This window comes from Candidatus Methylomirabilis sp., assembly GCF_028716865.1.
Lineage (GTDB): Bacteria > Methylomirabilota > Methylomirabilia > Methylomirabilales > Methylomirabilaceae > Methylomirabilis.
The window spans coordinates 43573-66326 of the sequence record NZ_JAQUOY010000001.1; the positions used below are offsets into that span (position 1 = coordinate 43573).

Annotated in this window: 27 protein-coding genes and 1 tRNA gene; 16 read left to right on the forward strand and 12 right to left on the reverse strand. The window is 57.8% G+C overall.

Features of this window, described 5'->3' with window-relative positions; all coding sequences use genetic code 11:
- Positions 1-27: 27 nt before the first annotated feature.
- From PHV01_RS00240 to PHV01_RS00255, 4 genes are all read left to right on the forward strand, one after another.
- A complete protein-coding gene (locus tag PHV01_RS00240) occupies positions 28-282 on the forward strand; it encodes a type II toxin-antitoxin system RelE/ParE family toxin (RefSeq protein WP_337289128.1) in 255 nt (84 codons plus the stop codon).
- A gap of 227 nt (positions 283-509) precedes the next feature.
- Positions 510-860, forward strand: coding sequence for a nucleotidyltransferase domain-containing protein (locus PHV01_RS00245; RefSeq protein ID WP_337289129.1), 351 nt, complete (start codon positions 510-512; stop codon positions 858-860).
- A gap of 304 nt (positions 861-1164) precedes the next feature.
- Positions 1165-1548 (forward strand): fluoride efflux transporter CrcB, encoded by a 384-nt coding sequence (gene crcB / locus PHV01_RS00250; RefSeq protein WP_337289130.1) that lies wholly within the window; start codon positions 1165-1167, stop codon positions 1546-1548.
- A gap of 5 nt (positions 1549-1553) precedes the next feature.
- Positions 1554-1898, forward strand: coding sequence for a DUF190 domain-containing protein (locus PHV01_RS00255; protein ID WP_337289131.1), 345 nt, complete (start codon positions 1554-1556; stop codon positions 1896-1898).
- Positions 1899-1923: 25 nt separating this feature from the next.
- On the opposite strand, the gene PHV01_RS00260 is transcribed toward PHV01_RS00255, so the two are convergent.
- Positions 1924-2676 carry a DUF3047 domain-containing protein gene (locus PHV01_RS00260; RefSeq protein ID WP_337289297.1) on the reverse strand — a complete coding sequence of 251 codons (753 nt, stop codon included), beginning with the start codon at positions 2674-2676 and terminating at the stop codon, positions 1924-1926.
- Between the two features lie 388 nt (positions 2677-3064).
- Here PHV01_RS00260 and PHV01_RS00265 point away from each other — a divergent pair, with 388 nt between their 5' ends.
- The 6 genes from PHV01_RS00265 to PHV01_RS00290 all read left to right on the forward strand — a co-directional run bounded on the left by PHV01_RS00265 (position 3065) and on the right by PHV01_RS00290 (position 7447).
- The gene (locus PHV01_RS00265; protein ID WP_337289132.1) at positions 3065-3835 is read left to right on the forward strand and encodes an MlaE family lipid ABC transporter permease subunit; all 771 of its coding nucleotides are present in this window, start codon (positions 3065-3067) and stop codon (positions 3833-3835) included.
- A gap of 5 nt (positions 3836-3840) precedes the next feature.
- Positions 3841-4587, forward strand: coding sequence for an ABC transporter ATP-binding protein (locus tag PHV01_RS00270; RefSeq protein WP_337289133.1), 747 nt, complete (start codon positions 3841-3843; stop codon positions 4585-4587).
- A gap of 74 nt (positions 4588-4661) precedes the next feature.
- Entirely contained in the window at positions 4662-5102 is a 441-nt protein-coding gene (gene mlaD, locus PHV01_RS00275; protein WP_337289134.1) for an outer membrane lipid asymmetry maintenance protein MlaD, read from the forward strand.
- 56 nt (positions 5103-5158) lie between these two features.
- Entirely contained in the window at positions 5159-6556 is a 1398-nt protein-coding gene (locus PHV01_RS00280) for a TolC family protein (RefSeq protein ID WP_337289135.1), read from the forward strand.
- Positions 6553-7218, forward strand: coding sequence for an ABC transporter substrate-binding protein (locus tag PHV01_RS00285; protein ID WP_337289136.1), 666 nt, complete (start codon positions 6553-6555; stop codon positions 7216-7218). The genes PHV01_RS00280 and PHV01_RS00285 overlap by 4 nt, the downstream gene beginning before the upstream one ends.
- Before the next feature lie 13 nt (positions 7219-7231).
- A complete protein-coding gene (locus tag PHV01_RS00290; protein ID WP_337289137.1) occupies positions 7232-7447 on the forward strand; it encodes a hypothetical protein in 216 nt (71 codons plus the stop codon).
- A gap of 5 nt (positions 7448-7452) precedes the next feature.
- On the opposite strand, the gene PHV01_RS00295 is transcribed toward PHV01_RS00290, so the two are convergent.
- Complete coding sequence (locus PHV01_RS00295; RefSeq protein ID WP_337289138.1) at positions 7453-7683, reverse strand: hypothetical protein; 231 nt, start codon at positions 7681-7683, stop codon at positions 7453-7455.
- A 146-nt stretch (positions 7684-7829) separates the two neighbouring features.
- On the opposite strand from PHV01_RS00295, the gene PHV01_RS00300 reads away from it, so the two are divergent.
- The 4 genes from PHV01_RS00300 to PHV01_RS00315 all read left to right on the forward strand — a co-directional run bounded on the left by PHV01_RS00300 (position 7830) and on the right by PHV01_RS00315 (position 12435).
- Entirely contained in the window at positions 7830-10313 is a 2484-nt protein-coding gene (locus PHV01_RS00300; RefSeq protein WP_337289139.1) for a DEAD/DEAH box helicase, read from the forward strand.
- Between the two features lie 11 nt (positions 10314-10324).
- Positions 10325-11797 carry an HD domain-containing protein gene (locus tag PHV01_RS00305; protein WP_337289140.1) on the forward strand — a complete coding sequence of 491 codons (1473 nt, stop codon included), beginning with the start codon at positions 10325-10327 and terminating at the stop codon, positions 11795-11797.
- A gap of 137 nt (positions 11798-11934) precedes the next feature.
- A complete protein-coding gene (locus PHV01_RS00310; RefSeq protein WP_337289141.1) occupies positions 11935-12243 on the forward strand; it encodes a hypothetical protein in 309 nt (102 codons plus the stop codon).
- Positions 12244-12358: 115 nt separating this feature from the next.
- A tRNA-Met gene (locus PHV01_RS00315) sits at positions 12359-12435 on the forward strand.
- Positions 12436-12574: 139 nt separating this feature from the next.
- On the opposite strand, the gene PHV01_RS00320 is transcribed toward PHV01_RS00315, so the two are convergent.
- The 5 genes from PHV01_RS00320 to PHV01_RS00340 all read right to left on the reverse strand — a co-directional run bounded on the left by PHV01_RS00320 (position 12575) and on the right by PHV01_RS00340 (position 14881).
- Positions 12575-12991, reverse strand: a complete 417-nt coding sequence (locus PHV01_RS00320) for a cupin domain-containing protein (RefSeq protein ID WP_337289142.1) — start codon at positions 12989-12991, stop codon at positions 12575-12577.
- Positions 12992-13146: 155 nt separating this feature from the next.
- On the reverse strand, positions 13147-13578 hold the full coding sequence (locus PHV01_RS00325; RefSeq protein ID WP_337289143.1) for a DUF6516 family protein: 432 nt from the start codon (positions 13576-13578) through the stop codon (positions 13147-13149).
- Positions 13578-13847, reverse strand: coding sequence for a hypothetical protein (locus PHV01_RS00330; protein ID WP_337289144.1), 270 nt, complete (start codon positions 13845-13847; stop codon positions 13578-13580). Before PHV01_RS00330 ends, PHV01_RS00325 begins: the two co-directional genes overlap by 1 nt.
- 392 nt (positions 13848-14239) lie before the next feature.
- Positions 14240-14539, reverse strand: coding sequence for a hypothetical protein (locus PHV01_RS00335; RefSeq protein WP_337289145.1), 300 nt, complete (start codon positions 14537-14539; stop codon positions 14240-14242).
- Positions 14540-14548: 9 nt separating this feature from the next.
- The gene (locus PHV01_RS00340; RefSeq protein ID WP_337289146.1) at positions 14549-14881 is read right to left on the reverse strand and encodes a hypothetical protein; all 333 of its coding nucleotides are present in this window, start codon (positions 14879-14881) and stop codon (positions 14549-14551) included.
- 373 nt (positions 14882-15254) lie between these two features.
- On the opposite strand from PHV01_RS00340, the gene PHV01_RS00345 reads away from it, so the two are divergent.
- Together PHV01_RS00345 and eno are read left to right on the forward strand one after the other, a co-directional pair.
- Positions 15255-16520: a Glu/Leu/Phe/Val dehydrogenase gene (locus PHV01_RS00345; RefSeq protein WP_337289147.1), complete on the forward strand. Its 1266-nt coding sequence runs from the start codon at positions 15255-15257 to the stop codon at positions 16518-16520.
- Positions 16517-17797 carry a phosphopyruvate hydratase gene (gene eno, locus PHV01_RS00350; protein WP_337289148.1) on the forward strand — a complete coding sequence of 427 codons (1281 nt, stop codon included), beginning with the start codon at positions 16517-16519 and terminating at the stop codon, positions 17795-17797. Before PHV01_RS00345 ends, eno begins: the two co-directional genes overlap by 4 nt.
- Positions 17798-17802: 5 nt before the next feature.
- Here the strand turns inward: eno and PHV01_RS00355 are convergent, their stop codons facing one another.
- From PHV01_RS00355 to clpX, 5 genes are all read right to left on the reverse strand, one after another.
- Entirely contained in the window at positions 17803-18246 is a 444-nt protein-coding gene (locus PHV01_RS00355; protein WP_337289149.1) for a hypothetical protein, read from the reverse strand.
- Positions 18247-18355: 109 nt separating this feature from the next.
- Positions 18356-19393, reverse strand: a complete 1038-nt coding sequence (gene thiL, locus PHV01_RS00360; RefSeq protein ID WP_337289150.1) for a thiamine-phosphate kinase — start codon at positions 19391-19393, stop codon at positions 18356-18358.
- Between the two features lie 30 nt (positions 19394-19423).
- A complete protein-coding gene (rsmA, locus tag PHV01_RS00365) occupies positions 19424-20407 on the reverse strand; it encodes a 16S rRNA (adenine(1518)-N(6)/adenine(1519)-N(6))-dimethyltransferase RsmA (protein WP_337289151.1) in 984 nt (327 codons plus the stop codon).
- Positions 20408-20438: 31 nt separating this feature from the next.
- Positions 20439-21347 carry an outer membrane protein assembly factor BamD gene (locus PHV01_RS00370; protein WP_337289152.1) on the reverse strand — a complete coding sequence of 303 codons (909 nt, stop codon included), beginning with the start codon at positions 21345-21347 and terminating at the stop codon, positions 20439-20441.
- A 154-nt stretch (positions 21348-21501) separates the two neighbouring features.
- Positions 21502-22749: an ATP-dependent Clp protease ATP-binding subunit ClpX gene (gene clpX, locus PHV01_RS00375; protein WP_337289153.1), complete on the reverse strand. Its 1248-nt coding sequence runs from the start codon at positions 22747-22749 to the stop codon at positions 21502-21504.
- Between the last annotated feature and the right edge of the window lie 5 nt (positions 22750-22754).

Genomic DNA, 22754 nt, shown 5'->3' on the forward strand with positions numbered 1-22754 from the left:
GCGAGTCCTGCCCCCAGCGGGGAGCCCGTGCATCGGCTGCCGCTCGGTCCTAGAGCGCAGAAGGGCCTGGACCGGCTGGTGGGGGACGCCTGGCAGAGGGTGCGCGAGGATCTACTGATGCTCGCCCACACTCCAAGGCCCAAAGGGTGCGTCAAGCTCAGCACCAGTGCGTGGCGGATAAGGATTGGTGACATCCGGGTGCTCTACGACATTGACGACAAGGCGAAGGCGGTGGAGGTCTTGCGGATCAAACACCGGCGGGATGTCTACCGGGGGCTGTAGAGTGGAGGCAGAGGAAATGATCAAGGAACGCATGCCTCGGTTACAGACCGACCAAGCGGCAGCGCGTATTGGGATACTCATAGTTTCGTGGAGGTCGCTCAGGACACCACAGAGGCCACCATCCGCTTCGTCAGGCGGCCCAAGCAGGCGATCAGCATTCGGCTCGATCCTGAGCGCCAAGCTAGAGGCGATAGCAGGGGCCAACTTCTATTGAAAAAGGGAATGCGATGGAGCAAGTCAGCCAAGCGGACATCCTGAACAAAGATCCTTCTCTGGCAGAGATCGTGAGACGGCTGGTGCAGGCCTATCGGCCGGAGCGGATCTACCTTTTCGGATCTATGGCCCGCGGTGATGCAGGACCAGACAGCGACTACGACCTGCTGGTTGTCGTCTCCGATGACGCTTCGATGGAGCGACGAGACAGCGATTTGGCCTATCGGACGCTGCGCGGAACCGGGATCGGCGCTGATGTCGTCGTCTGGACCCATTCGCGTTTTGAGCGGCGCAAGCACGTTGTGTGTTCGCTTCCGGCCACGGTTCTTCGCGAGGGAAGGTTGCTCCATGCCTTGCGACCCTGAGCTTGTTGCAGAAACCCGTTCGTGGTTTGTGAAGGCTGCGCAGGACCTGGGTGCTGCGGCTCACGAGTTCACGGCGGAACCCCCCTTTCTCGCTGACATTGTCTTCCATGCTCAGCAGGTCGCGGAGAAGAGTTTTAAGGGTTTCTTGACACGTCCAGCTACGTGTTGGATATTGCGGCCAATTCAGTTCTGAGTAGCCTGGCAGTCTTAGAAGATAGGCTGCCGACATTTGTAGCCGTCTGAACCGGCTCACTGATAGTTGGCGGGCCAGGGTAATCGTGAATATCGCTGAGGTCGGCGTGAGATGCGTGAGTTAGGGAGCGTCCTACTTGTGGGAACCGGTGGCTTTATCGGTACCGTCGGGCGGTATCTACTGGGTGGCTGGATTCATCGATTAGTTCCCATGGCGTCATTCCCGGTCGGCACCCTCTGTGTGAACCTCTCAGGCTGCTTCTTGATCGGACTGTTGGGCGGTCTTAGCGAGTCTCGTCAGGTGTTCGGGCCGGAGCTTCGCACATTTATCTTCATCGGGATTTTGGGCGGTTTTACGACCTTCTCGAGCTTTGCGTATGAAACACTCGCTCTCGCCAGGGACGCCGAATTCGTCCGTGCGTTGGCGAATATCGGAGGGCAGCTCATCGGCGGCCTGGCGGCTGCCTGGGTGGGCTTTACGCTTGTCCGAGGATAAATGCGATGATACTTCCCCGTGAGGGTCACCTGCTCCGAATCTTCGTCGGCGAATCCGATAAGTACGAAGGCCTCCCCCTCTTCGAGTGGATTGTCCGCAAGGCGCGCGAGCACGGCCTAGCCGGCGCCACGGCGCTTCGGGGTCTCGAAGGGTTTGGGGCGCACAGTCGACTGCATACTGCGAAGGTCCTGCGCCTCTCATCCGATCTGCCCATCATCGTTGAGATCGTTGATACCATTGACAAGATCGAGGCGTTTCTACCGGTCGTCGACGCGGCCATTCAGGAGGGCATGGCGACCATCGAGAAGGTCGATGTACGCTTCTATCGAAGCAGGACTGATGGTAGATAATACCAGACTATCGAGCCTGACCGGCTTAATTGGCCCGTTGGAACTGAAGGTCGGCGAACGACGCCTGGGCAGTTGACTTTGTGTGCTGGGAATTGATCCAGATGGCGACACGCCCCACCTTGGGAAGTGAGTTCTGCCCGAAAAGCCGCACGTAGTCCTCGGCAACATTTCGACGCTCCTGGACCCATTTACCCAACTGCTGTTTTCCGCTCCGCAGGACCATGACCTTGATAGGGGTGACGGGGGAATAGCCGTCGGCCGTCGTTCCTGCGGGGGCATTACTGTCCCAGAGGTAACCGAGCATGGGGCTTCGCAGTCTGATAAGCGAGTTTGGGAAGATGACGTAGATCTGAGCGGCCTGATCGTTTTTACTCTTTTCGCGAACGTCACCTGCCAGAGGAAGGCGATCCACCTTCCACCGCCAGGTCAGTATCGGAAACTCTTTCAGGTCCACCTCTACTGACTTGTGCAGCCCAAAAGAGCTTTCTTCGCTCACGAGGCGGATGCCGAATTGACCATCCTTCAGAGGATCGAGCTTGATTTGATGATGGTTCTGAAAGGTTTCCAGGTCCCAGCCGACCGGGATCCCCTTCTCATCCATCGTCCCGCTGATGGGCAGGGGAATACTCGCCGGGTTGGGGGTGTGCTTTGCTGCAAACGTCATCGATACAAGTCCTAACAGTATCACTGCAAGACCGACGAGCGCAGGCAAGAACCGATGACGCGCCCCGCGTTTTGGGCAGCCCAATGTTGTTGAGGTGGTGGGAATGTGTAACATGCTCAACTCAGCCTCCTCGCCTGGGTATGGCATCCAGGCCCGGTGACGCTGTATTAGCGCTAATCGGCAATCAGCGGTCGGCATTCAGATGTTCCTGGTAGGCTGGCCATTGCACGCCGATGGCTGATGCTTATCTTCAGAAGAAATGCATACTATGATAATTTAGCCATGATTTCGGTACAAGAGTTTTCTTCGGGCAGTGTAGAACGGATAGTGACTCCAGATGGTAGCGGTAGAGGGCGGGGGCGCTCAGGGTCAGGACCAAGAGCAGACCAAGACCTCGATCAGGAAACGATAGGAAACGATTGACAACTCTGGGAGCGTATGTAATTCTACCAGCCGGTCAGTTGCTTCGCCAGCGTGCTGAGAATCTCTCCTGGAGCAGAGAATGCAGAACCCGTTGGAGGCCGTCGGACGCGCGGTTCTCAAGCAAGTTCAAGCCATGGGGCGTATGGCCATCTTCTTGGGTTCCACTGGTTTCTGGGCGGTCCGGCCACCGTTGAAGTTCAGGCGTATTGTCAGTCAGGTCCATTTTATCGGGGTGAAGTCAGGCTCTATTATTCTTCTCACCGCGGGCTTCAGCGGAATGGTCCTTGGGCTTCAGGGGTACTATACGCTCCGAAAGTTCGGATCCGAGGCCCTGCTCGGTCCGGCCGTCGGCCTGAGCCTGATCCGCGAGTTGGGACCGGTGATGGCCGCCCTGATGGTGACGGCGCGAGCCGGATCGGCCTCCGCTGCGGAGATCGGCATCATGAGGATTACCGAGCAGATCGACGCGCTGGAGGCGATGGCCGTGAATCCCATGAAATATCTGGTGGTTCCTAAGGTGATCGCGGGATTGATTGCGATTCCTCTCCTCACAGCCATCTTCGATGTGGTTGGGATCTATGGCGGCTACCTTGTTGGGGTGAAGCTTCTCGGTGTCGGCGCCGGCACCTATTTTTCCGAGATGCGGAACATGGTGGAGATAAGTGATATACGGGGCGGCTTCCTGAAGTCGGTGAGCTTCGGCCTCATTGTCACGTGGGTGTGCACATATAAGGGGTTTTATACTGGATATGGAGCCGAGGGCGTGGGAAAGGCGACAACGGAGGCTGTCGTCCTTTCGTCGGTTCTGATTCTGATCTGGAACTACTTTATGACCGCCGTTCTGTTTTAAAATGAATGATCCAGATCATTGATCTTTACAAAAGCTTTGCGCAACAACAGGTACTCAGAGGGGTCAATCTGACTATTCCCAAAGGTCAGGTTACGGCCATTATTGGACGGAGCGGAGGCGGAAAAAGCGTGCTGCTCAAGCACCTTATCGGCCTTATGCGACCGGATAGCGGTCAGGTGCTGGTCGACGGCACTGACCTTGGCCGGCTCCGCGGGAAGGCCCTGGATCTGGTGCGCGAAAAGTTCGGCGTCCTGTTTCAGGGGGGCGCCTTGTTTGACTCGCTAACGGTGTTCGATAATGTAGCCTTCCCACTTCGGGAAAAGACCAAGCTATCAGAAGGCGAGATTGCTCGGCGCTCAATGCAGCGGCTGGAGGCCGTAGGGCTTGCTGATATGGCGCACAAATATCCCGCAGAACTCAGCGGGGGAATGAGGAAGCGGGCAGCCCTGGCCCGAGCGCTGGTCCATGATCCGGAGATCATCCTGTTTGACGAGCCGACGACGGGCCTGGATCCGATCCTGCTGAATTCCATTCACCGCCTGATTCTGGATGCCCATAAGCGCTTCGGATTTACCGCGGTCGTAGTCAGCCACGAGATCCCTGAGATCTTCGACATCGCCAAGACGGTGGCGATGCTTCATGATGGGGTTATTGTAGAGCATAGCAGTCCGGAGGTGATCATGGCCTCCGCTAATCCTGTTGTTCGGCAGTTCATCACCGGGGCCGGCAATGGTCAAACTGGTCCGGAGTAGGCCAAGCGATCCATCGTGAGGGGCCGGAAAATGTTGATAGAATACCGAACAGTTCAAGACAGAGAGCGAGATCAATGAAGCGACTGACCATGGAAACGCTGGTCGGGCTATTCGTGGTGGTAGGAATCATGAGCCTGGCTTGGCTCTCGATCAGACTCGGTAAGCTTGAGGTTATCAGCGAGCGAGGGTATACTGTCCTGGCCGAGTTCGACTCGGTCGCAGGCCTGAAGAATGGGGCCGTAGTCGAGATTGCCGGGGTCGAGGTGGGCCGTGTGAAAGCGATCGGGTTGGAGAAATTTCGAGCCGTCGTTGCCATGAATATTGACCCCGGTGTCGCGCTTCAGGATGACGCGATCGTCTCGATCCGGACAAAGGGACTGATCGGCGAAAAGTATGTCCGGATCACGCCCGGGGGTTCCGATAAGCTGATCCAGCCAGGCGGTAAGCTCCGAGATACCGAAGACCCTATAGATTTAGAGCATCTCATCTCGAATTATATTTTTGGCAAGCTCTAGGCGGAAGAGATAACCTGCGAGATTACGTAGAACTGCCGCTCTCGAAGGAGGCGCCCATGATGATGAATGCAGGCCGAGTGAGACACGCGCGTTGGATCGTGCTGCCCCTGGCGCTCATGACAACGGTAGCTGCCGGGCAGCCGACGTCGGCGCAACCGCCGGAACCGAAGGCCGTCTACACCCTGAAAGATCTGATCGGGCGTACCCTGGCCACAAGCCCTGAGATCCGTCAGATGCAGAGAGGCGCCGAGGCGGCGATGGCGAAGAAGGATCAGGCCGATGCCGGCCGGTTTCCGCAGATCGAGGTGACTGCGATCGTGGGGCCGTCGTCTCGCGCCCGCGGCACCGTTGAGGGGGGGTCTCCGGACAGAAAGGACAGACCCACTGTCAACAATGTGTTCGAGCGGGTCGAGATGAAGCTGGTCCAACCCCTCTATACGTTCGGAAAGCTGACGGGTTTTCGTACGGCTGCGGAAGAGGGGGTGAAGGTCGAGAAGGCAAAGGTGGAGGAGAAGACCGCGGATCTGATCCTGCGGGTCAAGGAGCTATATTACAGCCGACTGCTGGCGAGCGATATGCTTGGGTTGATTGATGAGATCACTGAGGATCTCGACAAAGCGATCGAGAAGACGCAACGACAGCTCAAGGCTGAGGTGCCGGGCGCTGACGAGATGGATCTGTACAAGTTGAAGGCGTTCCGCGGTGAGGTCTTGAAGAACCGGGAAGAGGCCCAAAAAGGGTTCGATCTGGCCACGGGCGCCCTGATGTTCTACGCAGGTCTTGATCGCACGCAACCGTTCGATCTGGACACGATAGGGTTGGAGGTCGCCGCCAAGGAGGTGGAGCCGGTAGATCGGGGAATGGGCACGGCGCTGGAGCTACGCCCGGAGATGACCCAGGTGCGGGCGGGGCTCAAGGCCATGGAAGCGCTAGTCAAGGCAGAGGAGAGCAACCTGTATCCCCAGTTCTTCGTCGCAGTTGACGGCGTATACGCCCAGGCGGGCAATCGAACCCGGCAGCAGAACCCCTTCGCCTTTGATCCGCTGAACGATCGCTATACGGTGGTTGTTCTTGGCTTCAAGTACGACCTTGACTTCGGGATCACCCGAGGCAAGATCCGGGCGGCTCAGGCAGAGCACCTCAAAGTTGGTGAGACGAAGCAGTTTGCTGAACAGGGGATCCCATTACAGGTGCGTAAGGCTCATCGAGAGCTCGCTGAGGCGCAGGAGACGCTCAAGGCCACGGAGGACGGGTGGCGGAACGCAAAGAAATGGCTGGTGGCGGCTAAAGCGAACTATGACCTCGGGGTCGGGGAGTCCAGAGATCTGGGTCAAGCCGCAGAGGCGTACGCCAGGCTGCGGGCAGACAACTATAAGGCCATGTACAATTACAATCTTGCGCTTGCGAATATCGAGCATGCCACAGGTCGAGCGGTAAAGGAGGAGGCGAAGTGACCGCAAAGTATTCCGATGTCAGGTGCAGATGGAAGACGCTGGTGCTTGTCGGGGCAGTCGTGGGTATCTTGTGGACGCCGGGACTGAGCCTTGCCGGTTCGGCGACAGATCAGGTCAAGGGAACCGTTGACCAGGTGCTAAAGATCTTGACCGATCCGGCTCTCAAGAGTGCGCAAAAGACAAAGGAGCGACGGGCTAAGCTCCGCAAGACCGTGTTGGAGCGGTTTGATTTCTCTGAGATGTCCAAGCGCTCCATGGGCCTGTACTGGAACGAGCGTACTTCAGAGGAGCGTACCAAGTTCGTTGGCCTGTTCACCGACCTGCTGGAGCGGGCCTATATCGACCGAGTTGAAGGGTACACGGGCGAGCAGATCTTGTACCTGGAGGAGACGGCGGATGGCAATTATTCTGAGGTGCGGACGAAGATTGTGACTAAGCGAAACCAGGAAATTCCAATCTACTATCGTCTGCAGAAGGCCGACGCTAAATGGGAGGTCTATGACATTGTTGTCGAGGGTGTCAGCCTGGTGAATAACTATCGCACCCAGTTCAGCAAGATCATCCGCACTTCCTCCTACCAGGATCTTGTAAAGAAAATGCAGGCCAAAGTCGAGGGTGAGGAGGGGGCGGAGATTGGCGCTCCCAAGTCGAAGGTCCGGTGAAGAAGGAGTGGCTATGGCGGGAGATGTGCAGAACCTTTATCATAAGATTACGATCTGGTGCGCCACTGGTCATCCAGCGTACCTCTCGCCGGACATGGCGAAAAGCTTCAGCGACTATCTGCTGAATTTCCTCAAATCGGCTGAGGGGGAGAGATTCCTGCGGACCCTGGGCTATATCCGGATAGTCGAATCAGCATCGGCCGGAGACAAGCAGAGCGGGGAGATCTGATCGACTTACTTTTTCCCCTCCCGCTGTAACTCCAGAAGGATCCCTTCGAGAGACTCCTTGGCGCGTCTCGCCTGCTCCACGTGGGGGCCCAGGAACTGGATCAGCTCATTCCGCATGGTCGGTCTCAGCGGCGTGAGGAAGCGCGCGATCCCTTGCAGCGCTCCGTCGATCGCCTCTACTGCGGCCCGTATCTGTTCCCGGATTGCCTCTTCTGCCTGTGATTGTCCCTCAACCATGTTGATCTCCTTTCTGCCTCTTCACCCTATTCAGCGCTTTCACTGACCAGCTTACACGACGCACCCTCCCGGAGCAAGGGGATCACTCGAGACGAGCCGAGGTAGTTGAAGGGACGGGGGCAATCTGCTATCCTTGACAACAAAAGATGGCAAAAGGAGACAGGCCCATCGAAATCAGTTCATCGGCCCTGCCGCAGGACGCGCAGGCTCTTGTGAGTTCGTTCCGCGATCGGTACCCGTTCCCCTTCGATGCATTCCAAGACGAGGCCATTGCTCTGATCGCGGAGGGCAGCTCCGTGATCGTCTCCGCGCCAACCGGCGCGGGCAAGACCCTCATCGCTGAATTTGCGATCTATAGGGCCCTGGCTCATCAACACCGCATCGCCTACACGACCCCCATAAAGGCTCTGAGCAACCAGAAGTATGCCGATTTCACCCGTCAGTGGGGCGAAGAGACGGTGGGTATTCTCACCGGCGACGTGAAGGTAAATCCCCGCGCACCACTTGTGATCATGACCACCGAGATCCTCCGAAACAAGTTCTACGGGGGCGAGTTCGAGGGGCTTTACTATGTGGTGCTGGACGAATGCCACTACATGGGGAATGTAGGGCGGGGAACGGTCTGGGAAGAGATCATCATCAACTGCCCTCCTGAGGTCCAGCTTGTCGCCCTCTCGGCCACCGTCAGTAATATCAGCGAGATCGCTGAGTGGATCGGTCAGACGCACCGACCGATCCGGCCTATCCATCATCCGGTCCGACCAGTGCCGCTGCAGTACCTGCTCTGCGATAAGGAGGGGCAGCTCTGGCCGCCTGAGCCGGCTTCAGCCCGCCGGATTCTACAAGCTACCTTCTCAGGCCGAAGCATGTCGGAGAGTCGGGGTATCGGCCGATGGGAGCGGCGGGGGGACCGGCGACACCGTATCGTCCGCCGTCGCGGGCTCGACGAGAGCATCGCTATTGCCGTATTGCGGGCGCGCCACTGGCTGCCGGTCATCTACTTTATCTTCAGTCGATCCGGATGCGAGCGAGCGCTCGCTCGCCTCCTGGAGCGTGGCGAACCGCTCTTGGATCCCAGCAGAGGTGAGGAGGTCGAGGAGGCGATTCAACGGACGCTCTTCGACTATCCGAGCATCAGCCCTGAGAGCGATCTGAATCAACTAATCCTGCGTGGGCTCCGTCGCGGTGCGGGGCTGCACCACGCCGGCGTCCTGCCGGCTTTGAAACGGCTCACCGAGGTTCTGTTTGAGCGAGGACTGGTGCGGGTCGTCTTCGCGACCGAAACCATGAGTCTGGGGATACACATGCCCGCCAAAAGTGTGGTGATTGGAGGACTTCGTAAGCGGAGCGATCTCGGGTTCCGGGGACTCACCGTGGGGGAGCTGACCCAGATGGCCGGGCGGGCAGGGCGACGAGGGATCGATCCTGAAGGGACCTGCCTGCTGGCGCTCGATTCCGCTGAGGCGGCCGAGGACGCCGTCCGTCTGGTGCAAGGCGAGCCGGAGCCGATAGAGAGTCGATTCCGAATCAGCTACAGTAGCGCTGCTTTACTCATCGCGCTGCATCGAGAGCCGGAGGCGATCCGCAAGACCATAGAGAAAAGCTTCGGCCAGTTCCAGAATCGTCGGAAGATCGAGGTCAGCCGGAAGGAACAAGAGGGGTTGATCCGCAGGCTGGCCGACGCCGAAGGTATAGCATCCCCCTGTTGCCAGGTCAGCACGCTGATCGAGTATCGGGAGCGGCGCGCTGCGATCGAGCAAGAGCGAGAACGGCTCAGGACACTACGGGTGGCGACCGCGCGGGCCAGTCGTACAGGTGGCCGTAGCCGTGGCCGACCTGGCCCTTCATCGCTCAGTTTCTTTGTCGGAAAATCGGCTGAGGAAGGCAGGGCAAAACTCGACGCGATGGCCCTCGCCCTCTCCCAGATGCCCTGTCACCGCTGCCCGGAACGGGGGCTTCGGGAACGACAGATCAAGCAGTCGCGACGATTGGGACAGATGCTGGGGCGCCACCACCAGATGCAGCAACAACTGCAGGATTCCTACTGGGAACAGTTCCTGCGGGTTGTAACGATCCTCCAGCACTTCGGCTATCTCGAAGATGGGCGGTTAGGCGCGGAAGGCCGCCTCATCGCATCACTGCGTCACGATAACGAACTGTTGGTAGCTCGGGTCGCCTTCTCCGGCCTCCTGGATGGGCTGCTACCAGAGGAGCTCGCAGCGCTGTTCTCATGTCTGGTGGAGGAGCCTCGAACAACCGAGCAGCCTGCTGCCAAGCTGTTCCTCCGCGATCAGGCGCACCTTCGCCGGCGCGTGAAGATGCTGGAAGATCTGAGCCTGGAGGTGGACAGGGTTCAGCGGTCCTATCAGGTCGATCTTCCGGTCTCGATGCACACGACCTATCTGGCGGCCACCCATCGGTGGGCCTCGGGCGAGGACGACTGGTCGACACTGATAGAGCAGAGTTTCGGGGGGCATGAGGGTGACCTCATTCGAGCATTCCGCCGTCTTATCGACCTATGCCGACAACTCGAAGAGAGCCCAGAGTTGCCGGTAGAACTGACGCGAACGCTCTCGCGGGCAACCGCGATGCTGGATCGGGGCATTGTCTTGGAATCCGCATTGATCTAGAGGGGTCATCAATGGCTGCATCGCGCGTTACTACACCGCAGACGACCGCGAGTGGCGAATCGCCACTCGCGTCACCCTACGAAGGGGTGGCGTTACTGGCAGACCCGATCCACCGTTATATCCTTTTCACCGTCCCGATGGGTGACCGGTCGGAACGGACCGAGAAGGAGATCATTGATAGCCCCTGGGTTCAACGGTTGCGCCGTATTCACCAACTCCAGAGCACCTGGTGGGTCTATCCCTCCGGCGAACATAGCCGGTTTCAGCATGTCCTGGGGACCATGCACATGGCCGGTAAGTTCGCCAGACACCTCTATCCCAGCCTGAAGGAGACATTCGGAGAGGCGTTGCCGTCGGAGCCGTTCATCGAAGAGCTTCTGAGGCTTGCCGGGTTGCTCCACGACGTGGGCCACGGTCCCTTCGGGCATTTTTTCGATGACCACTTCCTGCAGCAGTTTCGCGTCGGCGGCGAGCGGCTGAACCACGAAATCCTGGGTATGGCCATCATCATGAAGAGGCTGGGGAGGATCGTCCAAGCGATCCGCCGAAGTCCGAGCGGGCCGTTTCTGCCGAATGAGCGGCTTGACCCCGGACAAATCGCCTTTTTGATCAAGAAGCCGGAGGCCGGCCCCGTAGTCGGTTTTCCGGACTGGTTGCTGGTGCTCCGCCCGCTCTTCTCTGGGATCTACACCGTAGACAACCTTGATTACGTCCAGCGAGACGCCTATATGACCGGCTTCTCGCTTGATATGGTGGACATCGAGCGACTGCTGCTGTACACGTTTTTCACGCCGAAGGGGCTGACCCTGCACAAAGCCGGAGAGTCGGCCCTGATGCGGTTCCTGAATGCGAAGGTTGCCCTCTATCTGAACGTCTACCATCACCGGACGACCAGAGCCATCGACTTACACGTCCAGGAGATCTTCAAGGAGACGATGGCGCGGATTGCCCCGTATAATCCGCATAAGGCGTTGGACCGATACCTGGAACTGACCGATTGGTCCATGCTCGAACGGGTGGGTGAGTGGGCCGCATCGAAGGATCCGCATGAGCGGACGCTGGGAGCGGAATGGGGAAAGATCCTGGGCCGGAACGTCAAGTGGAAGATGGCCTATGACTTTGTCTCCACCATCGAAGAGTCACAGCGGATGGTCCAGTTTCAGACTGCCACACATCTGGAGGAGGCGATCCGCCGCCATCTACCCAAGCGCCTGCATGGGATCGAGTTCAAGGTGGACATGGCTGCGCTCGATCCCCGTCCCATCAACCCGCTGGCCGAAGGGAGTAAGCGGATCTTCATGTACAATCCGGCTACCGGCGAGGTGTCGTCCAGACCCCTCATGGAGCTATTCCGCGATATTCCACCCAAGGTGGCCCGCTACCGGGTCTTCACCACAGATCGCCGGCATGTCAAGGCCCTCAGCGAGGCCTCTGAGAAGGCGCTGACCGGTTCCTCCGGCGAGTCGATCCCCACCAATATCTGAATCGCCGGAAAGCCCTGAAAAACGTTTGACATCTTGGTGAGCGCATGGCAAGCTACACAGCACGAAAACACACCGGTCAGGTGCGGCGGCGAGATGCATAACATCGTGGTCAGGGATACCGCGTGGAGGAATAGGCGATGTTCTATATGATCGAATTTGACCAGAAGCCAGGGATTAAAGGGAAGCAGGTAGCTGAAGCGTATCAGCGGTTTGCCACTCACTTCGCAAAGCTCCTCCCGCAGTTTAAACTTGTCGGTCTTTTCTCTCGTGACCTCTATCTGGGGCATCGCCCTCAGTACCTGGCGCTCTGGGAGTTCTCCGCCTATGCGGATCTCGACGCATGGGAGAAGCTCTGGACGACGGATGAAGAAGGGCGACGACTGGCCCAGGAGTTGAGCGAGCTTGCGCAAGACTGGGATGCCAAGGTGATGGCCAAGCTCATCTGAGATTGTGCTCGCCAAAGCTCCGGCAGGGCAAGTCGCACCATCCAGCCGGGGCTCCTTCCGCTTGACAAGCGTTACACAATACCGTACATACTCATTAAGATTCGCAGGCTATCGCGGCGGTGTAGCTCAGTCGGTCAGAGCACGCGGCTCATATCCGCGGCGTCACTGGTTCGAATCCAGTCACCGCCACCAACTCCTTCCGAACTGCTTCCAAGTAATACCGCATGCGCCTAGGACGCGCCCATGGACATGAAAGTCGGGCTCCGCACCCCCTCCCTCGAAGATCCAAGATCGATCCTGGAAGTTCCAAGAGCGATCTTGGATTATGCTGCTACTTCACGGGGACGGTGAGCGGTAGGTCCTTCTCCGAAATGGTGAACGCCAAGGCCTTGGCCGGCATGGTCGCGCTGAGGTTCTTCACGCGATGCACCTGTTTCGGCGGTTGATGGAACGTATCGCCTGGCTTGAAGGTGACGGGTGGCCTCCCTTTGGCTTCGAAGCTAATTGACCCCTCAAGGAGGTACGCCAGCTCTTCTCCGGGGTGGTAGTGAGGCTCGGTGGCCGCCCCCGGTGCAAACTCCACCAGGGCCAGCACAGCCTCTTTCCCTTCAATTCCTGCTAGATCCGTCTTTATGAGCACGGTCCGTTTCATCGGCGCTTGTTGCGCATTCAAGACCTGAGTCCCGATCACCCCCAGCGCGATCCCAACAATTAAGGTCAAGCTAAGCAGTAACCCCGTTCGCTTCATAATTCCCTCCTTTGTGATGTCAAGTCTTTGGCTCTCAAAGACGCTTGCTCGAATTTTTTGGAACCCGCCACTCTCCCCTCCGAGAGGGGAAGTACTGCACGAGCGCGGGTTGGATGGACGCGGTGTTTGGTATGGTTTCGATTGGAAAACATCTGCTATGCCGTACCGGATACTCTACCAATGTCTTCAATTTCCTGAAAAAGCGCGGGAAGATTGGGACGTTCAAAACTCATGTTTGGAGCAGGAATACGGTGGTGTTTGATGTCCGGTGGAATATGCTTGTGATGGGGCAGCATGGTAACCAACGTCGGGTCATTGGGATGCGGAAAATCATCGTACCAATACAGCCGCTCTTCACCACAATAGACTTCATAGCCATACGAGATGATGAGGCCCGCGTCAAAATCCACTTCTTCTCTCATGCGGAGCCGTAAGCCGTTGGTAAACATCACGTCGCCTTCGGCAATCCCGGTGTACGGGCTATCTGACCAGACGGCAACGGTTGAGCTTTGGATATTGGGCTGACTGAGCAATTCCGTGACAAAGCGACTATAGTCGCCCAGCGACCTGAGTGGGTTAGTGGCCATCAGTAAGCCGGCTGAACACGCAGGACTTTCGCCAGTTCGCGCCCTTCCATCTGCTCACGGTAGGCGGATTTGCGCCGTTGCCAAGTTTCATAAATTCCCTTCCAGCGACTGAAGTCAGCCCGGGTTTCGTCGTAGCCGTCATAATCAGCCAACTTACCAGACATGAGCGCGGCGTAAAAGTCATCACTCAACACGCCGTATTTTTCCTCATAAAGGGTCAGGCGGCGCTCAAGCAGTTTTATCTCAATGACCAACTCATAGATTTCCATTTCCAAACCTCCTCCCACTCGTTTCTACTGTCGATCGCCCAAAACGTCCCTTGACGCCGTTCTGTAATCGTAGGTCGGGTTAGCGTAGCGTAACCCGACAACTCGGCCACGGCGAAAGGCATATCAAAAGTGAACAGCGATGAGATCCTCTTTCCAGAGGGTCTCAAGTATCTCCGGTGTCGTGCTCAACTTGTGCCGGATGAATATCGTGTCTGTGCTCATTCTATCTTTCCTTTCAGGCGAACTACTGCGTATACTGACCGGCATAGTATGCGCAAACAGTGCGAACACGTCCGTGCGATTCTCGTTGCAATATGATGATCTCATGCCTTTTGGTGTCAAGTGGAAAGTGGAGCGATGATGGATAGGTACTGGTAAGGGATGGTACGGCTTTACGGGTGAGGCGTGATAGCAACAACAATAATCTCACCCCGCGTGGTCCCGTAGTGCCAGAAGATCCGGTAGGCCGCCGGCGTCTTACTCTCTGCGTAGGATGCAAAAACCTTTTCACCTAGCAGACCCTTCAGGCTTTTGTATTCGTGGGTATTGAGACTCGGATGGTGCAGGTTGGTTTCTATGAGGCCGAGAGTCTTTCGTATCGCCTTCAGGCGTTTCTCAAGGCCTTTGTCTTGCTCAAGCGCCTCTAGTTGCTTGCCTGCGGTCGGCGTGAATGTCAGCGTGAATCGAGGCAAGTTTAACCACTAATCGGTCTTGTTGTTGGCATGCTGAGCAAACGAGCCGATCTTACGTGCCTTGCCGCGTCCGGCTTCTTCTAAGCCTTGGCGCACACTCTCAAGTGAGGCCTTGCTGCTGTAAAGCCAGGCTTCATGGAGTGGAATGGTAGCTTCTGGAGAGAGCAGGATCTGACCCGCCTTGTTGCAAGCGATCTTGAAGCGCAGCCTTTCCACATCCTCGCCTATTACGGCCTGTAGGGCTTCGATAGCCTTAGTGAGGGCGATGCGCTTCTTGCTGTCCAAGGTGCCCTTTCCAACGAGCGTAAAGTGCTCGTCTAACAAAGCTTCATTGGCTGACATTATTGTGTAATCTCCTTTAGCTTCACTCCCACCGCTCGATCAAGACATACCCTCATGTCTTATCCCTATCTTGTGGACAAAAGGAATTTACCCACTTTCCCACAAATTGTCAAGTCCCGTTCTTCTTTACCTTACGCGGCAACTCGGCCCTCGCGAGATTCCTACGATAATCTCATGCCTTTTGGTATCAAGTAGAAAGTGGCGCCTTGGATAGTGACGCACATGTTTCATCTGGTCATGGAGCCTTGAGCGTGATAGTATTCGAGCGGTTTTGATGCGCTGTTGTTGGTGGAGTGATGGCGGCGCGTAGCGTCGTTGCGTTTGGCGTATAGCCACAGGCGCTAGTAACCAAGCGAGAGCAGAGGACATCAGGATGACGGCAAAGTCGCAAGAAGCTCGTTATAGTATGCTGGAGGTTGCACTGGCACAACTGGATTCGGTGGCGGAGCGACTCGCGCTTGACTCGGGCATTCACAAGCGGCTACGGCAGCCCCAGCGTTCCCTCATCGTGTCGGTCCCGACCCGGATGGACGATGGACAGCTCGAAGTCTTCACCGGCTTCCGGGTGCAGCATGACCTGACCTTGGGCCCGACAAAGGGCGGGATCCGCTATCATCCAGGCGTGGACCTGGATGAGGTGACGGCCCTGGCGATGCTGATGAGCTGGAAGTGTGCGCTGATCGGCCTGCCGTATGGAGGCGCGAAAGGGGGAATCTGCTGCGATGCGACTCGGATGTCGCAGGGCGAGCTTGAACGGATGACGCGCCGCTATACCTCGGAGATCCTTCTCGTTATCGGCCCGGAGCAGGATATTCCGGCCCCTGATCTCTATACCAACGAGCAGATCATGGCCTGGATGATGGATACCTACAGCATGCACCGGGGCATCACGACGCCCGGCGTAGTCACGGGCAAGCCGCTGTTGCTGGGAGGGTCGCTGGGCCGCGCCGAGGCTACCGGCCGAGGTGTCTACTATACTGTGAGGGCGGCGGCCCGTGAACATGACATGCCGTTAAAAGGGGCGAGGGTGGCGGTCCAGGGATTCGGCAATGTCGGTGCCATCGCCGCCAGGCTGTTGTACGAAGAAGACTGCCGGGTGATCGCGGTGAGCGATAGCAAGGGTGGGATCTATAACGCACACGGGCTCAATATTGCTCAGGTGTTGGCTGAGGATGCTGAGGGAGGCTCCGTCACCCAACACCGTGATGGCGATCGGATTTCCAACGAGGAGATTCTTGAGCTCGACTGCGATATCCTGGTTCCCGCCGCGACCGAAGGGCAAATTACGCAGAAGAACGCCGAACGTATACGGGCCAGGATCGTGGCCGAAGGGGCGAATGGGCCAACGACACCAGAAGCCGATCGGATCCTGGCGGCAAAAGGGACGGCTGTTATTCCAGACATCCTCGCCAATGCCGGCGGCGTGGCGGTCTCGTACTTCGAATGGGTGCAAGATTTGCAGCAGTATTTCTGGCACGAGCATCAGATCAATGAACGGTTGTCCGAGGTGATGATCGCCGCGTTTCAGCGGGTAGTGGCGATGTCGCGCAAGGAGCAGGTTGACCTGCGGACCGCCGCGCTGATGCTGGCCGTCAAAAGGGTGGCTGACGGCAAGCGACTCAGGGGGTTGTATCCATGACGCAGATCGCGAGGCTCATCGCCAGGGAGATCCTGGATTCCCGTGGCTACCCCACTGTCGAGGTGGACGCGGTGTTGGAGGACGGCTCCATCGGGCGAGCAGCCGTTCCCTCCGGCGCTTCGACCGGCCGGCATGAGGCGCTGGAACTAAGAGATGGGGATCCGGCCCGCTATGCGGGAAAAGGGGTACAACAGGCGATCCGCCATATCCACGACCTCATTGCCCCTGCCTTGGTAGGAAAACGGGCCGATGAGCAGGCGGCGATCGACCAGGCGCTCATCACGCTTGACGGGACCGAGAATAAGTCGAGGCTGGGCGCCAATGCGGTGTTGGGCGTCTCGCTTGCCGTCGCAAAGGCCGCCGCAGTCGCGCAAGGTTTTCCGCTCTACCGGTATCTGGGCGGCCAGACGGCGACAATCCTTCCGATTCCCCTGATGAATATCCTGAATGGTGGGGCGCACGCCGACACCAACGTGGACTTTCAGGAGTTTATGATCGTTCCTGTCGGGGCACCCACCTTTGCTGAGGCCATCCGGTTCGGGTCGGAGACCTTCCACGCGCTGGGTGGTGTGCTGGCTGGGCGAGGTTACAACACCACGGTGGGCGATGAAGGCGGTTTTGCGCCACGTCTGCGCTCAAATGTTGAAGCGATCGAGCTGATTCTGGAGGCGATCGCAAAGGCCGGGTATCAGCCCGGCAGCGACATCGCGCTGGCGCTCGACCCGGCAGCGAGTGAGTTCTTCGATGGAGGTAAGTACGTCTTCAAGAAATCTGACGGTTCGACCCGGGATGCTGAAGGGATGATTCGTTTCTACAGCGACTGGATCCGCCAGTATCCGATCGTTTCGATCGAGGATGGCTTGGCCGAGGATGACTGGCGGGGATGGAAGGAACTGACCGCTGAACTCGGGAAGAAGACACAACTGGTGGGCGATGATCTCTTTGTCACGAATAGTCACCGGTTGGCCCGTGGGATCAATGAAGGCGTGGCCAACGCCATTCTCATCAAGCTCAATCAGATCGGGACGCTGACTGAGACACTCCAGGCCATGGAGTTGGCGTGGTCTGCCGGGTACCGGAACGTGATCTCGCATCGATCGGGTGAGACCGAGGATACGACAATAGCCGACTTGGTGGTGGCGACGGGCGCCGGTCAGATCAAGTCCGGCTCCCTCAGTCGGACCGAACGGACTTGCAAGTATAATCAACTGCTCCGGATCGAGGAGGCGTTAGGGTCGGATGCGATCCTGGCGGCCCCCTTTGCCAAGGTGCAGTAAGGTGGTCACGGCCGACGGCTCCTTGAGGAGCCGCGTCCGCCAGCGGATTCGGACTCGCTCACTTGGAGTTCAGGCGCGACGCCGAGACCGGCAACCTGCCGTAAGCTCTCTTCGAACTCCTTTAACTTGGCCATCTCAAGCTTGAGTTTGCTCAGTTGTTCGGCTTGTCCTTGCAGGAGCGAGGTCATCGCGCGGTTTTCGCGCTCTAAATATTTCACACGGGTCAGGTAATACTGGCCTCGAACCAGGTTGAACAGCGTCAAGGTCGAGCCAACGGTCAGGCCCATCAGCACAATGCAGGAGAGGGCGATGATCCGCCTCGAAAGGCAAAACTGCCGCATGAGGCCGCCTTCGGTAAAGGCCATGATCGTGATGACCCCCCTAAAGCCGGCGCCGATAAACGATCCCAGCGACAACAGGCCGTGAAATATCCCTCTCAGTACCCGCATGTCCATCCCTCCTTACCAGCCCTCAACAGATTCTTACTCTTGCAGCCGAATAACTTATGGCCCTCCGGGCCATACCTGGCGCTGTCGGCTGAGTGCTGGTCGCTGACCGCTATATTCTCCGGAAATGATCGTAGCCACCGGTTAGTACGGTCGAACTGCCGTCTTGTCGCTCGAGTCGGCATCCTAAACCCGCCTCTCCGATCTTTCCAACCGCTGTGACAGTTGTCCCGTCAGGAAACATGGCGGCAATATCGGCAGGATCCCACGAAGAGGTAAAGAGCAGCTCGAAGTCTTCTCCTCCTTGAAGCGCCATGGCCAGCGGATCTTGACCGAAGCGCTGCGCGACGACTGATGCCGCCTGATCGATCGGGATCTGATCCTCTCTGATCTTCGCCGAGACCTCGCTTTCGCGGCATAGATGTGCCAGGTCAGAAGCCAACCCATCACTCAGGTCAATCATGGCTGACGCGACTCCAGCCTGCGCAAGGGCCCTTCCCTCCCGGATTCTTGGGATGGGGCAGAGATGTCGTTCGATGGTCTGTGTGAGAGCCTCCCGGAGAGAGATGGAGACGTCAAACGAGGTCTCAATCTGATCATCCCGGAGGCGGCAGCCGGCCCTGAGCGCCACGAGACCTGCTGCCGCCGCACCCAACCGGCCCGTGGTCCAAATCCGTTCCCCTGGTTTTGCCCCGGAACGTGTGACAGCCCTCCCTGCCTCCACTTCTCCTACCAGGGTCACGCCGATCGTGAGGGTGGCAGAGGCGGAAAGATCGCCGCCGATGACCTCGACCGCGAATTGCGCGCCTTCCTCCCGGAGGCCACGATAGAGCTCGTCGATGAACTCGATCTCTTCCTCCGGTGGGATGGCCAGTGCGACAAGCGCGGCACGCGGCAGACCCCCCATTGCGGCAATGTCGCTCAGATTTACTGCCATCGCCTTGCGCCCGAGACGAAAAGGCGTGGTGGTCTGCCGTGTGAAATCGACTCCATCAACAAGCAGATCGGTCGTGAGCAGAAGATCTCTGCCTGCTGTAGGCCGTAACACGGCGCAGTCGTCACCGATTCCAAGCAGGGCATCGTGTGGCCGGGGCAGCATGCTCCTGATCCGTTCGATCAGCGCAAACTCCCCAATAGCCGATACCCTCATCGAAGGCCCACCCGCGTGATCTCTTCATGCTTAGTTGTGCGCAACATCTCCTTCCTCAGAAAGAGCTTGTTGAGGTGAGATAACGTGCATCGCATACAGACGATCGGCCAGCCTGGCGAATTCATCGAGGCTCAGGGTCTCGCCGCGGCGCTTCGGATCGATGTCCGCATCCACCAGGGTCCGCTCCAGGGCAGTGGGCTCCGCTATGATGTCGGCGTGCATTAAGGCATTGCGCAGCATCTTCCTGCGCTGTCCGAAAGCAGCCCGCACGATGCGAAACAGCAGATCAGGGGATTGTACCGACACCCTGGGTCCGGGGAGCAGGTCGAGACGAACGAGGGTAGAATCAACTGCGGGCCTCGGGTAGAAGGCTGTCCTTGAGACCTGTGCCACCGCTGACACATCTGCCTCGTAGCGGCAACGGAGCGTCAAGGCACTATACCCCTCTTCATTGGGGGTGGCCAAAAGCCGTTGCGCCACCTCTCGTTGCACCATCACCAGGAGAAAGGAAAAGCACTGCCGTAGCGGGATCAACTGAAGGATGAGAGGAGTAGCCACCGAATAGGGAAGGTTTGAAACCAGCTTGGCCCGTTTATACGCTGGCAACATGTTACCGATTACGTCTATGAAATCGAATTCGAGGGCGTCATCACAGATCAATGAAACCTTAGGATGATTGCTGAGGCGATCCGCCAGCAGTCGATGGAGTCCCGGATCCCGTTCAATGGCGATCAGCCTACCCGCCCGTTCAGCAAGACCATCGGTCAGGACACCCGTACCGGGACCGATCTCCACCACGAGGTCCTGCGGCCCCACCTCTGCGGCGCGAAGAATCAGATCGCGGATCGCAGGGGAAATGAGAAAGCTTTGCCCGAGGCCTCGTTTCGGCAGCAGATGGTATTGACGGAGTAGTGTACGGGTCTCGTGCCCAAGAGAAGGCGGCCGATTCGAGTGGCTGGTCCCGCTTGCAAGGTAGGGGCGGGGTGTATCCCCGCCCGATAAACGGGAGGGCATTCAGCCCTCCCCTACGAACGCATCGCCATGGCTAGGGCGTCCCGGGTTGCCAGATCGAATTATCCAAGATCGCGTCCGTCAACTCTGACATGGTATCAGACATCGTGGAGAGCGTGGTGCTCAGGAAGCTCGCGGAGGGCTTAGGGTTACGCGGATTCTGGACAAAGGTCATGCCGATCCGTGTCGCGGCGAGTGGTGTCATCTCAGAATCCGGAAACTTCGCAATGAGACGATGAAAAGCAGCCTTAGCTGGCTCCTTCTGCTCGAGTTCCCAGAGCGACTCCCCAAGATAGTACAGGGCCTGATCCTCGTACTCGGAGCCTGAGTACTCCTTCAGAACCGACTCGAACCGCGGGATAGCCGCGCCATACGCTTGACGGTTAAAGTAAAACTTACCGACGTACAGCTCCCTCTCGGCGAGTCGCCGCTGACATTCTACTAATATGGCCTGCGCGTCCGACGCGAACTGGGAGTTACGGAATTCGCTGACCAGGGTTTGAAACTCTCTCGCCGCCTTTTTGGTCATCGTCTGATCACGATCTACCTTCTCCATCTGGCGGAAGTAAGACAGTCCCGTGTAATACTGAGCTTCATCAAGCTGCTCATGTTGGGGGAACAGTTCGATAAACCGTTGGTATTCGGCGCGTGCCTCATCGTATCTCTTCTCATCAAAGTAGGCGCGACCTACACTCAGGCGAGCCGTCGGAACCAATTCGCTTTCAGGAAATTGGTTAATCAGGCGCTGCAAGTGTTTGCGCCCATCATCGTACTTCTTCAGGGCGATGGCCGCATCAGCCAGACTCATCAGCTCCCGGTCCGAGCCGCCTTGCGGCTCGACTTGTTTCGGTGAAAGGAAGTCGAGAGTCGCGCACCCCGAGATCGAGAGAAGGAGAATCAGGCAACCCGTTACGAAGAATTGGCACCGCAAATAGGACCTCATATTGAACACCTCTGGCAGTGTGAGAAAAACCCGCCACCATCCTACTGAAGCAGACAAAAGGCTGCCGAAGAGCGATCGGATTGCAGATGTCGGATTGCTGAGTGGGCAAACAAGAGCAGAGGGGGGCGCCGTCAATCCGCAATTGATTTGGCGATCAGGCTGACTCGGCCTTCTTCTTATAGAGGATGATAGGCGGTTTCCGCTCGACCACGGTCTCGCGGTTGACAATACACTCCGCAATCCCCGACTGTGAGGGGACCTCATACATGATATCGAGCATGATCTCTTCAAGGATCGCCCGAAGGCCACGAGCGCCGGTCTGCCGCTTCGCCGCCTCCTGAGCCACAGCGCTGATCGCATCGTCGGTCAGAGTCAATTTCACATGCTCAAAATCGAAGAACCGCTGATACTGCCGCAAAAGGGCGTTCTTCGGTTCGACAAGGATCCGCACCAGCGCCTTCTCGTCAAGCTCGTGCACGACCGCCATGACCGGCAGTCGCCCCACCAACTCTGGGATAAGGCCATACCGGAGCAGGTCTTCCGGTTGGACATCGGCCAGCAGTTCACTGATCCGCCTTCCCCGTCTTGCCTGGATCTCGGCGCCGAATCCCATCGATTTCTGGCCGGTCCGATGTTCAATGGTCTTCTCCAGCCCAACGAATGCCCCGCCGCAGATAAACAGGATATTTGTCGTGTCGACCTGCAGGTACTCCTGCTGGGGATGTTTCCGTCCACCCTGAGGTGGGACATTGGCGACGGTTCCCTCCAGGATCTTTAAGAGGGCCTGTTGAACACCCTCTCCGGAGACGTCCCGCGTGATAGATGGATTTTCGGACTTACGCGCGATCTTGTCGATCTCGTCGATATAGATGATCCCTCGCTCTGCGCGCTCCACATCGTAGTCTGCAACCTGTAGCAGCCGAAGGATGATGTTTTCCACATCCTCCCCGACATATCCCGCTTCCGTGAGGGTGGTGGCATCGGCGATGGTGAACGGTACGTCCAGGATCTTGGCCAGGGTTTGAGCGAGCAGGGTCTTGCCGCATCCGGTTGGACCGATGAGGAGGATATTTGACTTGGTCAGTTCGACGTCGTCGAAGGTCATCCTGGCGTTAACGCGCTTATAGTGGTTATGAACGGCGACCGCCAGGCTCTTCTTGGCCCGGTCCTGACCGATGACATACTGGTCCAGGATCGACTTGATCTCAGACGGCTTGGGGAGCTCGCCGAGACCCTTGCTCTTTTCCTCCTCCCATTCCTCTGCGATGATATCGTTGCAGAGTTCAATACACTCATCGCAGATATAGACTGTGGGACCGGCGATCAGCTTTCGTACGTCGTCTTGACTTTTTCCGCAAAAGGAGCAGGTGAGCTTCCCCCCGCCTTTTACCGCCTTGGCCATCTACC